This window comes from Pandoraea sp. (assembly GCF_041919235.1).
Classification (GTDB): Bacteria; Pseudomonadota; Gammaproteobacteria; order Burkholderiales; family Burkholderiaceae; genus Pandoraea.
In genome coordinates this window covers 78,093-93,239 of the sequence record NZ_JAYRUC010000005.1, presented here as the reverse complement: position 1 = coordinate 93,239, position 15,147 = coordinate 78,093, and the positions used below count along the sequence as shown (strand labels likewise).

Genomic DNA, 15,147 nt, shown 5'->3' with positions numbered 1-15,147 from the left:
ATTCGTTTTTCCAGGAATTGCCATGTTCGAACACATCGATGCCTATCCCGGTGACCCGATTCTCTCGCTCAACGAGAATTTCGCGAAGGATCCGCGTACCGACAAGGTCAACCTGAGCATTGGCATCTATTACGACGACGATGGCCGCCTGCCGGTCATGCAGGCCGTGCGCGAAGCCGAAGCGCTGCTGCTTGCCGAAGTCGGTCCGAAGCCTTACCTGCCGATGGCGGGCCTGGCCAGCTACCGCGACGCCGTGCAGGCGCTCGTTTTCGGCGACGACTCGCCGGCCCGCACCGATGGCCGTATTGCCACGGTGCAAACGCTCGGCGGTTCGGGCGCACTCAAGGTCGGCGCCGACTTCATCAAGCGCTACTTCCCCGACGCGCAGGTGTGGGTGAGCGATCCCACGTGGGACAACCATCGTTTCATCTTCGAGCGCGCCGGCTTCACCGTGAATACGTATCCGTATTACGACGAAGCCACTGGCGGATTGCGGTTCGAAGCAATGATCGACGCCATCGACAAGCTGCCGGCCCGCAGTGTGGTGCTGCTGCATGCATGCTGTCACAACCCGACGGGCGTCGATCTGAGCGACGCGCAGTGGGTGCAGTTGATCGACGTGCTCAAGAAGCGTGAGCTGCTGCCCTTTGTCGACATGGCGTATCAGGGCTTCGGCTCGGGGCTCGACGCCGACGCGTTCGTGATCCGCGAGCTGGCGCGCCAGGGCGTGCCAGCCTTTGTGGCCAATTCGTTCTCGAAGAACTTTTCGCTGTACGGCGAACGTTGCGGTGGCCTGTCGGTCATCTGCGCTTCGGCGGAAGCGGCCGATCGGGTGCTCGGTCAGTTGACGAGCGCGGTGCGTTCGAACTACAGCAACCCGCCGACGCACGGCGCGAAGATCGTTGCCAAGGTGCTGAGCACGCCGGCGCTGCGCAAGTCGTGGGAAGCGGAACTCGCCGCCATGTGCCAACGCATTACGCGCATGCGGGGTGCGATTCACGACGGCCTGCGCGGCCATGTGCCCGAGCGCATGCTCTCGCGTTACCTGGAGCAGCGCGGCATGTTCACGTACACGGGGTTGTCGGCGGCGCAAGTCGATGTGCTGCGCGAGCAGCATGGCGTCTATCTGATCCGCTCGGGCCGCATGTGCGTGGCAGGCCTGAACGAAAAGAACGTTGCGGTGGTGGCCGATAGCATCGCCAAGGTGTTGAGCAACGCCTGAGCCTCGCTCGACCGTCGGAAACGCAAAGCAAAAGGGACGGCCCGCGCCGTCCTTTTTGCATATCGGAAAGCCGCTATTTGCGCGATGCGCCTGGTGTTGACGCGAGGTACCGCCACGCCAGCCCTTCGGCATTGCGCACCACGATGCCTGCCGAGCCTTCGGGAAAATGAGCCGGGAACACCGTGGTCCCTGCTTCAAGGGCCAGATTGAGCAGCCTGCGGCGCGACACGCTGGCCTGGACCGGATCCAGACAGAATCCCGAACTCCAGTCGGGACGATAGACCTGCACCGGGCTATGCATGACGTCGCCGGAAAACAATGCGACCTCTCCCTGCGACGCGATTGAAATGGCCATGTGTCCCACGCTATGACCTAGTGTCGGCAGGAAGCGAATGCCGTCCAGTACCTGTTCGCCGTCGTCGGACACCTCGTGCACAATGCCCGCGTCGAGCAGAGGCAACACGCTGTCGTCGAACACCATTCGCCGTGCGGCGCCTGACGCGGTGTCGAAGAATTCGCGCTCGCTCTTGGCGAAGACGTACGTGGCGTTGGGAAAAACCGGCACCCAGCGTCCATGCTCGCGCATGGTGTTCCAGCCAACGTGATCGACATGGAGGTGCGTGTTGAACACGTAATCGACCCGGTGGCGATCGAACCCCGCGGCACTCAAGCGTTCCAGCACTGGATTGGACAAGCGGTCAAACAACGTGCTGAATGCGCGCGCCTTGCCATTGCCAATGCCCGTGTCGACGACGATCGTCAAACCGTCGATCTCGACGACCCACAAATGCGTTTGCAATGCGACGACCCCACTCGATAGATCGAGCGAGTCCCGCGAGAGCCGTGCAGCGAGGTCTGTCCCGGCCTCGGCGTCCCAATCCGGAAACAGGCGCGGCGCGGGCAACCCGAACGAGGTCTCGAATATGCCAGCGATCCGGGCGGCTCCCACATGAAAGACAGACGCGGGCGACGTCATTTTCGAACCCTCAAAGTGTTAGATGGCGTAGGCCGTGGCAGGCCACATCACGCGTACACCGATGCCGTAGACATCGCGGCACGACGCGTGGCGAGGGCATAGCAAAGGAAGCTCATGATCGCGGCGACGGTCCCGACCCACGCGAGGGCCGTGCCCAGACTGCTTGCCGTTTTTCCAAGGTGCTCGTTGAGCGCGCCGACCGCAAACGGTCCGATGCTGCCACTGATCGCATTCGTCATGAAGACCAGCAACGCGATGGCTCGACCACGCATTCGATTCGGCAGCGCGATCTGAAGCGGTACGGGCGCGAGCGCCATCGCGATACTTGCGGCAAACGCACACCCGCCGTACAGCACCACGGCCGCCAGACTCTGCCCCATCAACGGCATCGCGAACGCGGCCGCAATCAGGATCGCCGCGCCGCCGGTGGATAGCCCCAATACCCGACGCAATGCGTTGCTATCGGTTGCACGCGCCGCCAACAGGCCCGCACACACCACCCCCAACACGCCACCGAGCATGAACGCCGGTGCAGCAAGTTCGCCGACCGTGCGCGCGTCAAGCTGGAATTTGCGCATGAGCAGCGCGGGAAACCAGGCACTCTGGGCGTAGAACAGCGTAATCAGCGCCACGTACGCAGCGAAGTACGGCAGACAAAAGCGGTTTCTCACGAAAAGTTCGCGCATGACCTCCCGCATCGAAGGGATGTCGTCTTCGCCTGCCGCGCTGTCGCCCCCCAGGCCACGGCGCTTCGGCTCACGTACCGTAAAAAACACCAGGACACTGAGGATAAAGCCCGGCAGACCGACGGCTACGAAAACCGACTGCCACGGCGCAAGCCCATAAGTGGCAAGCCAGGCGCTGGCGACGTGATCGCTGCTCAGGGCGAACAGAAAGCCGCCTCCGAACAATGCCAGCCCTCCGCCGACATAGGGTCCCAGCATGAAGACACTGCTGGCGCGGGTGACCTTTCTGGGCGCGAACAGATCACTGAAGATCGACAGCACGGCGGGGCTGAGCGCCGCTTCCGCCACTGCCGTGCCGGCACGCGCGAGCAACAGTTCTGTGAAGTTGGTCGCAAAGCCGCACAGCACCGTCGACGCGCCCCAGATTGCCACACACACCGCGATCAGCTTCACACGATTGGCGCGGTCGACCCAGCGCGCCACAAAGACCCCCGCAGTTGCGTAGCACATGGTGAACGATAGGCCTTGCATCAGACCAATCTGCACATCGGTGAGCGAAAGCGATTCCTTGATCGGCTGAACGAGAATGCTCACGACCTGACGGTCGAGATAGGAAAACGCAAAGCAAACGAAGAACAGCAGCACCACATAGCCGTGATAGCCGGCGTGATCGCGGTGCGCATCTGCCGCGGTGGCAGCGATGGGGGGGTGAGCGCTCATGAGAAAGTCCTGTTTGACATCCAACATATCGAAAGGGCTGAAGCGGGGACGCACGCGTTGCGCATCATTCCCAGCGACTGTCGCTGGCGAGCAGGGCGATGCAATCGCCTGGCTCCACACGGGCGAACGTGCGCATGCACATCACCTTGCCGTCGCTGCGAAATGCGATGTCGCGGGGGGCTTCCCACGGGGCGTGCGGATCGAACAGGCGCCCGGCCAGTTGCCCCGCGCAAACGTCGTCGCCCAATCGGAACGCGGGCTCGAACACGCCTGCGCTCGGCGCGTAGACGTAATGCTTCGGGCCATGCACCGCCATGACACGCGTATCGCGCGACGGCGCCTGGACTTCCTCCGACGTGACGCCCAGCGCACGCAACACCCGCCGCAAACCGTCTTCGACGATGGCCAGGTTCGCCGCGTCGCACCCCGCACCGCCGCCGAACTCACCGCAAAGAAACAGCTTGTCGTGGCGTTGCGCCGCTGCGCCGAAGGTGCGATCTTCGCCGAGCAAATCCATGACCATCGTGTAAGGAGCGCCGAAGGCCCGGACCAATTGCAGATAGTGCGCTCGGCGAGCCGTATCGACGGGGGGCGCAGCAAGCAACGTCGGCGCGTGGTCGAACGACGCCCCGCCTGCGTGCAGGTCGATCACGACATCTGCGCGAGGCAGCAGCTCGCTTTCCACGTAGTGCGCGATCATCTCGGTCGGCGACCCGTTGCGAGCGCCGGGGAACACGCGATTCAGATTGCCCTTGTCGATGGGTGAGGTTCGCGTACCACGTGCGAATGCCGGAAAATTCAGTCCGGGAATCACGATCAACCTACCGCGAATCGACAGCGTGGGCAGGCGCTGCAGCAGCTTCATCAGGGCGACGGGACCTTCATACTCGTCGCCGTGATTGCCGCCTGTGAGCAGCACCGTCGGTCCGGTGCCCGCGCCCGCGTTCAGAACAGCCACCGGGATCGGGACATGTCCATAAGCGGATCGGTCGTGAGAATAAGGTAAGCGCAGCGTACCGGTCTGAAGACCGGGGCGCTCGTAATCGATATCGGAAGCAATCAGAGTCGCAGTGTTGTGCATGACGAGATAGTGAAAAGCCAGGCGATGCCTTGGATGAATTCACTATCGCAGACGCAAAAATGCTTGACCAATGCCGTTTATTGACTGGGGTGATGCCTTCAACGCATCGCCGGTTGGAGCGGCGTCGATCGTCGATCGTCGCACGCTGCGCGCCCCCCAAAAAATCGTTAAGCTGCCTGCACAGCCGCCAATTGCTCGATGAAACGCTGCAGGGCAGGCGGCGGTAGGTGTTGGCTCGAGTGGCAGAAGGCCAGCGGCAACCGCACCGACAGATCGCGCACGGCGACAAAGCGCACACGCGCCGGCGGCCGATCGCGGTTCGCGTCATTGACGATCGCCAGCCCGACGCCGGCGGAAACCAGCGACAGAATCGCCGCCTCGGTCGAAACCTCCTGACGGATGTCGAGCGTCAGGCCGCGCTCGGCGCACGCCGCGATCAGCCGATCGTAGTAAGCCGGATAAACCGCGCGCGGAAACGCCACGAAGGGGTGAGCGCGAAGCGCCGCGACATCCACGCCGCCCTCGCGTCCCAGCGTCCAATGGGTCGGCACCGCGAGGACGACATCGTGTTCGAGCAGCGGTAATTCGACGCATCCCTCGCGCAACTCGCCAAAGCGATAACAAAAACCGCCGTCCAGCGCGCCGGCCGCAATGGCTTCGAGCTGTTCGGGGGTATTCATCGGAATCAACTCAAGCGCCACGTCAGGCATGGCCCGCTGAAACGCGTTGAATGCAGCGGGCACGAGTCCGTCCCAGGAAGCATTTTCGACAAATCCAATGCGCAGCCGGCCGGTCACGCCCGCTGCGAGACGCCGCGCGGCGCGGTTTGCGCTTTCGAGCCGGGCAAAGATGTCGCGGGCTTCGGCGAGATAGGCGGTCCCTGCGGCGGTCAGCACCAAACCGCGGGCCGTACGTGTAAAGAGCGCCGCCCCGATGGTCGCTTCGAGATCGCGAATTTGCCGCGAGACGGCCGGTTGCGTCACGTGCAGAATCTCCGACGCTGCGCGCACGCTCAATTGCTCTGCCACCGCAATGAAGTATCGAAGATGCCTGAGTTCCATGATCCTGCCGGGGAAGGAGAGTCGCGCCTCACGGCTTCACTCAGCCCATACGCGGCTGAACAAAGTGCGAGCAGTCTACCGGAAAAAGTCGAGTGCCCCGCGCCCGGCAAGCCCGGCAACTTGGCGTTATATTGGACGTCCCGCGGCACCTCGCCGCTCATCACGAACGCATCGATCCTCATGTCCGATCAGTCCGCCGATTTGTCCCTGTTCCCGATCACCCGCAAGTGGCCCGCGGCACATCCCGAGCGTCTGCAACTCTATTCGCTGCCCACGCCCAATGGAGTGAAAGTGTCGATCATGCTTGAAGAGATCGGGCTGCCGTACGAGCCGCATCTGGTGAGCTTCCAAACGAACGACCAACGCTCACCCGAGTTTCTGTCACTCAACCCCAACAACAAGATTCCCGCGATCCTCGATCCGAACGGCCCCAAGGGCAAGCCGCTGCCGCTGTTCGAGTCGGGCGCGATTCTCTGGTATCTCGCCGAGAAGACCGGCAAACTGCTTCCGGCCGATCCGGCCGCGCGCTATGAGACGCTGCAATGGGTGATGTTCCAGATGGGCGGCGTGGGTCCGATGTTCGGCCAGTTGGGCTTCTTCCACAAGTTCGAGGGCAAGGACTATGAAGACAAGCGCCCGCGCGATCGTTATGTGAACGAATCGAAGCGCCTGCTCGGCGTACTCGACGCGCATCTGGCGAATCGTCAGTGGATCATGGGCGACGAGTACACGATTGCCGACATCGCCACCTTCCCCTGGGTCCGAAACCTCGTCGGCTTCTACGAGGCGGGCGAGCTGGTCGACTTCGCGCAGTTCAAGAACGTGCAGCGCGCACTCGCGGCGTTCGTCACACGTCCCGCCGTCATTCGCGGGCTCGACATACCGCAGCGCACGGCCTGAGCCTGCGAATAAGCCCGCGTCGAATCTGCCCTTCGGGTACTGGGGGGCCGCCCGTCAAAAAGCCGCGGCAGAAGCGGGTGAGACGGGATGGGACGCTGCCGGAACCGAGGGCGTCGGACTCACGTACGGAGCAGACGACGGCGCGCCGCCCGCCGAGCCGGTTGGCGATGCCGTGCCGTTCGTCGACGAACCGCCCGGCCCGTTCCACTCACCCGGTACCCCCGGAATCGTGGTGCCACGCGGCGCGCTCGCAGGCACCGCATACTCCGGCTGCGCCAGCACGGCCGACGCCACCGGCACGGGCAACGGTCCGCTATCGCTCGCGGCGGAAGGCGTAGGGACCGTCACCGCCGGGGCCGGTGCCGCCGGGTGCTTCACCGGCGCCTTCGGCTTGTGCGCCGGCTCGGGAGTCTTCGCGAAAAGCCCCGCCACCCACGCCGAGGCGCGCGTCCACACATCGCTGTACCAATGATGGTTATCCGGCGCTTCGAACTTCGCATTCGCGTCGATCAGCTTCGCGCGCAAGGCCCGAGAAAACACATCGCCCACTATCGGCAACGCGCTGTGTGCACCCTGTCCCCAATAATCGCTGCGCAGCGTGACACGGCTGTCGTTGAAACCGACCCACGCCCCCGCAACCAACTGCGGCTGCATGAGGATGAACCAGCCATCGGCATTGTCTTGCGTCGTGCCGGTCTTGCCCGCCACATCCGCGCGAATGCCGAAACGCGTGCGAATCGCGTTGCCCGTGCCACGATTGATGACGCCGCGCAGGGTGTCGAGCAGCGTGTAGTCGTCGTCCACGGGGAGCGCGCGCTCGGGACGCGCCGGCGAGAACGTCGCAAGCACGTCGCCCTCGCTGTTGGTGATTTCGGTGACCATCGTCGGTTCGCGATATTCGCCGCCGTCCGCGATGGTGCCGTATGCCGTCACCATTTCCTTGAGCGAGACGGGACTCGTGCCCAGCGCCAGCGACGGCACCGGATCGAGCGTGCTTTCTCGCACCCCCATCGCCCGCGCCAGTCCAACCACACGTGACGGCCCGACGTCCTCCATGAGTTGCGCCGTGATCGTGTTGCGCGACTGCGCCAACGCGTCGCGCAGGGTCATCGGCTTGTTGGTCGGCGCGGTGTCGTCGCTCGGCCGCCAGATCTCACCGCCTGCGAGCGGAATCTCGACGACCTGATCGACGAGCGTGTCGTCGGGCTTTCTGCCCTTGACGAAGGCCGCGCCATACACGAACGCCTTGAAAGTCGACCCCGGCTGACGGCGCGCCTGCTGCACATGATCGAACGGATCGGTCGTGAAGTCGCGGCTGCCGACCCACGCGCGAATTTCGCCCGTGCGCGGATCGATCGCCAGAAAACCGGCCTGCACCCGCGTCTTCGTCGCGCGCAGGTGCTGCATGAACGTCTTGTCGGCGAGCAGGCGTTTCATGACCGCCTCGGGCGCGTCGCCCGCCGCTACCGCGTTGCGATACGCGTCAGACTCGCGCACGAACGCCTGCACGAGCGCCGCGCTGTCGCGCCAGCCGCCGCGTGCCGACCAGTTCGCGTCGGCAATGCCTTGCAACTGATTGGCCTGATGTGTAAGGGCCTGCGTGGCCATTACCTGCAAGCGCGAGTCGAGGGTCGTGTGCACGACCAGGCCATCGGAATAGATGTTGTAGTCGTGACGATCCGCCCAGCCAATCAGCCACTTGCGCAATTGCTGCGCAAAGTGGGGGGCAGGCCCCGGCTCTTCGGTCTGCCGCGCGAAGTCGATGCGCAGCGGGCGCTTTTGCAGCGCGGCGAGCTTCGAAGCGTCGAGGCCGCCGAACTTGACCATCTGTGCGAGCACGGTATTGCGACGCTGCAGCGCACGCTCGGGGTTGATCACCGGGTTGTAGTAACTGTTGCCCTTGAGCATGCCGACGAGCGTGGCGGCTTCGAGCACGTCGAGCTGGTCGGCCGACTTGTCGAAATACGTACGCGCGGCCATCTCGATGCCGTACGCGTTGTAGAGGAACGGCACCGTGTTCAAGTACGTCTCAAGAATCTCGGGCTTCGTGTAGAGCGCCTCGATCTTGAGTGCGGTGATCGCCTCCTTGAGCTTTCGCGTCAGCGTGGGCGCACGGCCGATTTCATCGGGATACAAATTGCGGGCGAGCTGCTGCGTGAGGGTCGAACCGCCCTGCCGGTCGCCTGAGAATGTGTGCAGCGCGGCCGACGCCGTGCGCTTCAGATCGATGCCGTGATGCTCGTAAAAGCGGTGGTCTTCGGTTGCGATCAACGCCTTGACGACGTTGGGCGATACGTCTTTCAACGGCACCCATTCGCGGTTCGACGGCCGGAATTCGGCGAGCAGCTTGCCGTCGGCAGACAACACTTGCGCCGGCCGGTCGATTCTCGCGCGCCGGATGTCGCGAATGCTCGGCGTGAACGGGATCAGAATCAGCGTGTAGGCGACGAGCAGGCACGGCAGTGCCGCAATGGCGAGGAGCACGCCGCGCCGCGTGGGATGGCGCACGCGGTCCCAGACGAGGACCGCATACGGCTGCAGCGGTTGCAGAAGGCGAACACCATGCCGGCCCGCTTGGGCGACGGCATGCCGCAGCGATGACAACAGCGATGACAAGAGCGACGAAATCGGGCGCTTCACGATGGGGGAACGCGTGGCAAAGTCCGCATCCTACCAAAACCGGAAGGCGCGGGCCGCGAGTCAGGGAACGACTCAGGGAACGATCGGGACCGGCGAGTCCGGCTCGAGCTTGCGCCACACGAAGCCGATATGCTCACGCATGATGCGGCGCGCCTCTTCCGGCTGACGCGTGCGAATCGCCTTCCATAGCGCGAGATGCTGCGCGAGGATGATCTCCGAGGCCTGCTCGCGTAGCTCGAAAAGGCCCGAGTTATTGAGTGAGATGTGCTCGTGGAGCATCTTGACCACGCTGCCTTGCAGGTGCCGGAGCATGGCGTTGTGCGACGCATTCGCGAGCGCCGTGTGAAAGTCGCCGTCGAGCCGCGATTCGAGCACGGTGTCGCCGCGCTCGTGTGCCTCGACCAAGCCATCGACCAGTTCGGCGATGCGTGCGAGATCGTCGTCGGTCGCCCGCACCGCCGCCAGATACGCCGTGGTGCCCTCCAGCATCAGGCGGAATTCGAGCATGTCCGGACGCAATTCCGGGTGATCGTTCACGAGTTGCCGCCACGGTGAAATCAACCCCGTCTGCAAGCGATCCGAGACATACACGCCCGAGGCGGCCCGCGCCTTGAGCAGTCCGCGGGCAACGAGACGCTGAAGCGCCGCGCGCACCGTCGAGCGCGCCACGCCCAACGATTCCGCCAGCGCCCGCTCGGAAGGAATGCGCTCGCCAGGCGACCAGACGCCCTCGATCAAACGGGTCTCGAGCTCGCGCGTAATGCGCTCGGTCAGATTGGGACCGCTCACGGTAACGTCTCCTGCGACATTTCGAATGCGTGCATGCGGGGCCGCGCGGCAGTCGGATTGCGATACCTGCGCATCTCAGCCGCTGCGCGTGCGCCATTGGCGCATGTTTTCGGGATACCGCAATTCTGCCCTGTCCGTCGCGCCGCACGGGAACTGGTACGACCAGTTTGCCCGAACGTTTCGCGGGTGTCGATCATCGCGGCAGCCGGACGACACGTCCGCACCAACCGTCGCGTCACCCGCCACCGAAAGCGGCAGCGCGCACGGCAAAACAGCCTTGAACAGGCCTTAAAGCAATCGATCACCAAATCGAGGAGACGTAAGTGGAAGTGTGGGTACAGAACTACGTGCCGGGTGGCACGCTATGGATCGCGGCGCTCATGGCCGCGCTACCGATTGTCGTATTCTTCGTGGCATTGGCGGGACTGCGCATGAAAGCGCATGTCGCGGGTGCGCTGACCGTGGGGCTCGCGCTGATCATCGCCGTCGCTTACTTCGGCATGCCCGCACAGATGGCCGCCATGTCGGCTGTGTTCGGCTTCGCTTACGGTTTGTGGCCCATCGCCTGGATCATCATCACGGCGGTGTTTCTCTATCGCGTGGTCGTCAAGACCGGACAGTTCGACATCATTCGCAGCTCGGTGGTGTCGCTCACCAACGATCAGCGTTTGCAGATGCTGCTGATCGGCTTCTCGTTCGGCGCGTTTCTTGAGGGTGCCGCGGGCTTCGGCGCGCCGGTGGCCATCACCGCCGCGCTGCTCGTCGGGCTCGGTTTTCAGCCGCTGACTGCGGCGGGCCTGTGCCTGATCGCCAACACTGCGCCCGTCGCTTTCGGCGCAATGGGTATTCCGATCATCGTGGCGGGTCAGGTCAGCGGCATCGATCCGTTCCATATCGGCGCGATGGCCGGACGCCAGTTGCCGCTGCTCTCCGCCTTCGTGCCGTTCTGGCTCGTGTTCATCATGGACGGCAAGCGTGGCGTCAAGGAAACGTGGCCTGCCGCGCTTGTCGCCGGTGGCAGCTTCGCCGTCGCGCAGTACTTCTCGTCGAACCACATCGGACCGGAACTGCCGGACATCATCTCGTCGCTGTTCTCGCTCGTGTGCCTCGCCAGCTTCCTGAAGGTCTGGCAGCCGAAGACGTCTGCCGCACGCGCACACACGCGCATGACGGCCTCGGGCGGCGCCGCCGCGCTGGGCGACATCGGTGGCGTGGGTGGCCTGGGTGGCCTGAGTGGTGCATCGGCGCGCAGCGCAACATCGTCGCCGTATACGTCCGGCCAGATCCTGCGCGCCTGGTCGCCGTTCCTGATCCTCACCGGCATGGTCACGATCTGGAGCCTGCCGGGGTTCAAGGCACTGTTCGCCGCGACTGGCCCGCTCGCGTGGACCGTCCCATCGCTGCACGTTCCCGGACTCGATCGGCTCGTCACCAAAGCGGCCCCCATCGTCGCCGCACCGGCACCGATGGACGCCATCTTCAAGTGGGATGCCCTCTCGGCCACCGGCACTGCGATCTTCATCGCGGCCCTCCTGTCGATGGCCTTGCTTCGCATGAAGCCCGCCGCCGGCGTGAAAAGCTTCTTCGAGACCGTGGCGGAGTTGAAAAAGCCCGTACTGGCGATCGGCCTCGTGCTGGCGTTCGCGTTCGTCATGAACTACTCGGGCATGTCGACGACGCTCGCACTCGTGCTCGCGCGCACTGGCGCAGCATTTCCGTTCTTCTCGCCGTTGCTCGGCTGGCTGGGCGTATTCCTGACCGGCTCGGACACCTCGTCGAACGCGCTCTTCGCGGGTTTGCAAAGCACGACCGCGCAGCAAATCGGTGTATCGAACACGCTGCTCGTGGCCGCGAACACGACCGGCGGCGTGACGGGCAAGATGATTTCCCCGCAGTCGATTGCCGTGGCTTGCGCTGCCACCGGACTCATCGGCAAGGAAGCCGATCTGTTCCGCTTCACCGTCTGGCACAGCCTGATGTTCGTCGCGCTGGCCGGCGTCATCACGCTGGTGCAGGCGTACTGGCTCACGGGGATGCTGGTGCATTGAGTCTGTCCTGGTTGTAGACACTCGCCGCCGGGCCGATAACGCTCGGCGGCGAGTGTGTCGTCCCCTGTTGGAGAACCCCATGAAAGCGGCCCTGTTCGTTCCCTGTTTCATCGATGCCCTGTTTCCCGAAGTCGGCATCGCCACCCTGGAGCTGCTCGAAAAACTCGGCGTGACGCTCGATTACCCGCGTCGCCAGACCTGCTGCGGACAGCCGCTCGCGAATAACGGCTGCGAAGCCGACGCCGCCGGCGCCGAGGCGCTCTTCGTCGACAACTTTGCCGGTTACGACTACATCGTTGCGCCCTCGTCGAGTTGCGTGCATCACGTACGTCAACATCTGAGCGCGGCGGGCGAGTCGGCACGCGTGGCCGCCGTTCGCGCCAATACGTACGAACTCACGGAATTCCTGCACGATGTGCTGAAGGTTCGCGATTTTCCGTGGGCAACGTTTGCGCACACCGTTGGGCTGCATAACAGTTGCAGCGCCATTCGTCACCTGCACGCGGCGTCGGCGAGCGAGATTCCTGGCGCGCCATGGTCGAAGGCACGCACGCTGCTTGAGGGCGTGCGCGGTATCCGCTTCGCCGCCCCTCGCCGTCCTGACGAGTGCTGCGGTTTCGGCGGCACGTTCTCCGTGTCCGAACAAGCCATCTCCGTCAAGATGGGGCAGGACAAGGTGCACGATCATCTCGACGCCGGCGCACAATTCATCGTCTCCGCCGACATGTCGTGTCTGATGCATCAGCAAGGTTGCGCGGCGCGCACGCACACGCCGATGCGCTTTCTGCACATCGCCCAGGTCCTCAACGGCGTGGACGTCAGTTCGCTTTCGTTCACGGCCAATGACGAGGCCACGGCATGAGCACGGACGCACGCGTCGATCACGCAAAGAACGCCGAGGCATTTCTCGCGAAGACCAAGCACGTGGCATTTCACGACAAGCGTCTGTGGGATCTGCGCATGAAGCGCGACGCGCAGGCGGCGTCCATCGGCGAATGGGAGGCACTGCGTACGCTCGCCTCGCAGATCAAGGAACACACGCTCTCACGGCTGGGAGACTATCTCGACCAGTTCGCCACGCAGGCCGAAGCCAACGGCGTGAAGGTGCATTGGGCGCTCGACGCCGCTGCGCACAATGCCATCGTGCACGGCATTCTCGCAGCGCACGACGTCAGGACACTGGTCAAGAGCAAGTCGATGCTCACCGACGAATGCGAGTTGCGCGAGTATCTCGAGCCACGCGGCATCCATGTCATGGAGACCGATCTCGGCGAGCGCATTCAGCAGCTCGACAAGCAGCCGCCGTCGCACGTAGTCGTGCCCGCTGTGCACAAGCTACGGGGTGACGTTGCACAGTTGTTCGGCCGCACGCTCGGCACCGACCCGGCCAATGACGACGTGCACTATCTGGCGGAGAGTCAACGCCAGACAACGCGTCCGGCGTTTCTCGAAGCGGGCGCCGGCATGACCGGGTGCAACTTTGCCGTCGCGGAAACGGGAACGGTCGTGGTGTGCACCAACGAGGGCAATGCCGACCTGTCGGCGAATGTACCGCCGGTGCACATTGTGTCCATCGGCATCGAGAAGCTGATTCCGCGCATGGCCGATCTCGGCGTGTTCGTGCGTTTGCTCTCACGCAGCGCACTTGGGTCGCCAATTACCCAATACACGTCGCACTTTCGTGCGCCGCGCCCGGGCACGGAGATGCATTTCGTCATCGTGGACAACGGCCGTTCGGCGCGTCTCGCCATGGACGACTTCTGGTACTCGCTCAAGTGCATTCGCTGCGGTGCCTGCATGAACACCTGCCCGGTCTACCGGCGCAGCGGCGGTTTGTCGTACGGCAGCACTTACGCCGGGCCGATCGGCGCCATTCTCAATCCGGCCTACGACCTCAAGCGCTACAGCGCGCTGCCGTTCGCGTCGACGATGAACGGCAGTTGCACCAACGTCTGTCCGGTACGGATCAACATTCACGAGCAGCTCTACAAGTGGCGTCAGATCGTGGCCGAGGAAGGCGAATTGCCGCGCGTCAAACGCAGCCTTATCAAGGTCGCCGGCAAGCTGCTCGCCAACCCGGTGCTGTATCGCGCGTCGGTCAAATCGATGAATACCGCGCTGCACCGTTTGCCCAACCTGGTGCTCTACAACCCGCTCAACACGTGGGGCAAGGGCCGCGATCTGCCGGAGGCCCCCACACAGACGTTCCGGGACTGGTATGACGCCCACCGGGGATCGAACGACGCCGCGCGCAAGGAAAAATCATGAGCACTTCCCGCGAAGAATTTCTCGTGCGCGTGCGCGCCGCGCAGCGTGTGACGTTACGCGACGACGAGCGTCCCGCCGATGGCACGCGCGAGCGGTTTCCTTTGCCCGAGCTGCCGGTTTTCGAGACACCTGCCGGTGACCGGCGCGAACGCTTTGGCGACAACCTCATCGCGATGGGCGGCAAGCTCGCGTCGCTGGGCAGCGCGCAGGCATTGCCCGCGTGGCTCGCCGAACGCTTTCCCGGCGTGACCCCCGTCACGGCAACGCCGGAAGCCACCTCGGCCGCACCGCTCGAGCGCAGGCGCGCGCCTGCGTCGCTGCACGATGTCGACGTCGGCATCGTACGGGCCCGATTCGGCATTGCCGAGACCGGCTCGGTCTGGCTCTCCGAGCAGGAGTATGGTGTCAACGCACTCGGCTACCTCGTGCAGCATCTCGTGGTATTGCTCGACCCGAACGACATCGTCGACGGCCTGCAGGACATCTATCGCCTGCCCGACTTCGCGTCGGTGCGCTACGCGGTGCTGGTCACCGGCCCATCGGCCACAGCCGATATCGAGGGCATACTCATCCAGGGGGCGCAGGGGGTGCGTTCGCTCACGGTCGTGTTGCTGCCCCGCGACTGAATGCCACGAAGTCCGTCATGGGCGCGCGACAGTTTGTCGCACAAAGCACCCGCGTTTTCTCGCGCTTGATGCGCATCAAGTTCGCCGCAGGGACCTGCTTCTACCATCGGCCGTGCTCACTCACGACTTT

Annotated in this window: 12 protein-coding genes; 6 read left to right on the top strand and 6 right to left on the bottom strand. The window is 64.1% G+C overall.

Going from position 1 to position 15,147, the window contains the following annotated elements; translation table 11 throughout:
- Positions 1 to 22 precede the first annotated feature (22 nt).
- Positions 23 to 1,222: an amino acid aminotransferase gene (locus ACE3UG_RS05365; RefSeq protein ID WP_374620670.1), complete on the top strand. Its 1,200-nt coding sequence runs from the start codon at positions 23 to 25 to the stop codon at positions 1,220 to 1,222.
- Between the two features lie 73 nt (positions 1,223 to 1,295).
- Here ACE3UG_RS05365 and ACE3UG_RS05360 read toward each other — a convergent pair whose 3' ends face one another.
- The 4 genes from ACE3UG_RS05360 to ACE3UG_RS05345 all read right to left on the bottom strand — a co-directional run bounded on the left by ACE3UG_RS05360 (position 1,296) and on the right by ACE3UG_RS05345 (position 5,746).
- A complete protein-coding gene (locus tag ACE3UG_RS05360) occupies positions 1,296 to 2,198 on the bottom strand; it encodes an MBL fold metallo-hydrolase (RefSeq protein WP_374620667.1) in 903 nt (300 codons plus the stop codon).
- Between the two features lie 47 nt (positions 2,199 to 2,245).
- A complete protein-coding gene (locus tag ACE3UG_RS05355) occupies positions 2,246 to 3,604 on the bottom strand; it encodes an MFS transporter (RefSeq protein WP_374620664.1) in 1,359 nt (452 codons plus the stop codon).
- 64 nt (positions 3,605 to 3,668) lie between these two features.
- Complete coding sequence (locus ACE3UG_RS05350) at positions 3,669 to 4,685, bottom strand: succinylglutamate desuccinylase/aspartoacylase family protein (RefSeq protein WP_374620661.1); 1,017 nt, start codon at positions 4,683 to 4,685, stop codon at positions 3,669 to 3,671.
- A 167-nt stretch (positions 4,686 to 4,852) separates the two neighbouring features.
- Positions 4,853 to 5,746, bottom strand: coding sequence for a LysR family transcriptional regulator (locus ACE3UG_RS05345; protein ID WP_374620658.1), 894 nt, complete (start codon positions 5,744 to 5,746; stop codon positions 4,853 to 4,855).
- 180 nt (positions 5,747 to 5,926) lie between these two features.
- On the opposite strand from ACE3UG_RS05345, the gene ACE3UG_RS05340 reads away from it, so the two are divergent.
- Complete coding sequence (locus ACE3UG_RS05340) at positions 5,927 to 6,646, top strand: glutathione S-transferase N-terminal domain-containing protein (RefSeq protein ID WP_374620655.1); 720 nt, start codon at positions 5,927 to 5,929, stop codon at positions 6,644 to 6,646.
- A gap of 54 nt (positions 6,647 to 6,700) precedes the next feature.
- Here the strand turns inward: ACE3UG_RS05340 and ACE3UG_RS05335 are convergent, their stop codons facing one another.
- Both ACE3UG_RS05335 and ACE3UG_RS05330 read right to left on the bottom strand, forming a co-directional pair.
- Positions 6,701 to 9,286, bottom strand: a complete 2,586-nt coding sequence (locus ACE3UG_RS05335) for a transglycosylase domain-containing protein (protein WP_374620652.1) — start codon at positions 9,284 to 9,286, stop codon at positions 6,701 to 6,703.
- 72 nt (positions 9,287 to 9,358) lie between these two features.
- On the bottom strand, positions 9,359 to 10,075 hold the full coding sequence (locus ACE3UG_RS05330; protein WP_374620649.1) for a FadR/GntR family transcriptional regulator: 717 nt from the start codon (positions 10,073 to 10,075) through the stop codon (positions 9,359 to 9,361).
- A gap of 323 nt (positions 10,076 to 10,398) precedes the next feature.
- Between ACE3UG_RS05330 and ACE3UG_RS05325 the strand changes: the two genes are divergently transcribed.
- The 4 genes from ACE3UG_RS05325 to ACE3UG_RS05310 all read left to right on the top strand — a co-directional run bounded on the left by ACE3UG_RS05325 (position 10,399) and on the right by ACE3UG_RS05310 (position 15,017).
- A complete protein-coding gene (locus ACE3UG_RS05325) occupies positions 10,399 to 12,123 on the top strand; it encodes a lactate permease LctP family transporter (protein WP_374620646.1) in 1,725 nt (574 codons plus the stop codon).
- Between the two features lie 79 nt (positions 12,124 to 12,202).
- Positions 12,203 to 12,985 carry a (Fe-S)-binding protein gene (locus ACE3UG_RS05320; protein WP_374620643.1) on the top strand — a complete coding sequence of 261 codons (783 nt, stop codon included), beginning with the start codon at positions 12,203 to 12,205 and terminating at the stop codon, positions 12,983 to 12,985.
- Complete coding sequence (locus tag ACE3UG_RS05315; protein ID WP_374620640.1) at positions 12,982 to 14,391, top strand: lactate utilization protein B; 1,410 nt, start codon at positions 12,982 to 12,984, stop codon at positions 14,389 to 14,391. The genes ACE3UG_RS05320 and ACE3UG_RS05315 overlap by 4 nt, the downstream gene beginning before the upstream one ends.
- Entirely contained in the window at positions 14,388 to 15,017 is a 630-nt protein-coding gene (locus tag ACE3UG_RS05310) for a lactate utilization protein C (RefSeq protein WP_374620637.1), read from the top strand. Before ACE3UG_RS05315 ends, ACE3UG_RS05310 begins: the two co-directional genes overlap by 4 nt.
- The last annotated feature ends 130 nt before the right edge of the window (positions 15,018 to 15,147 follow it).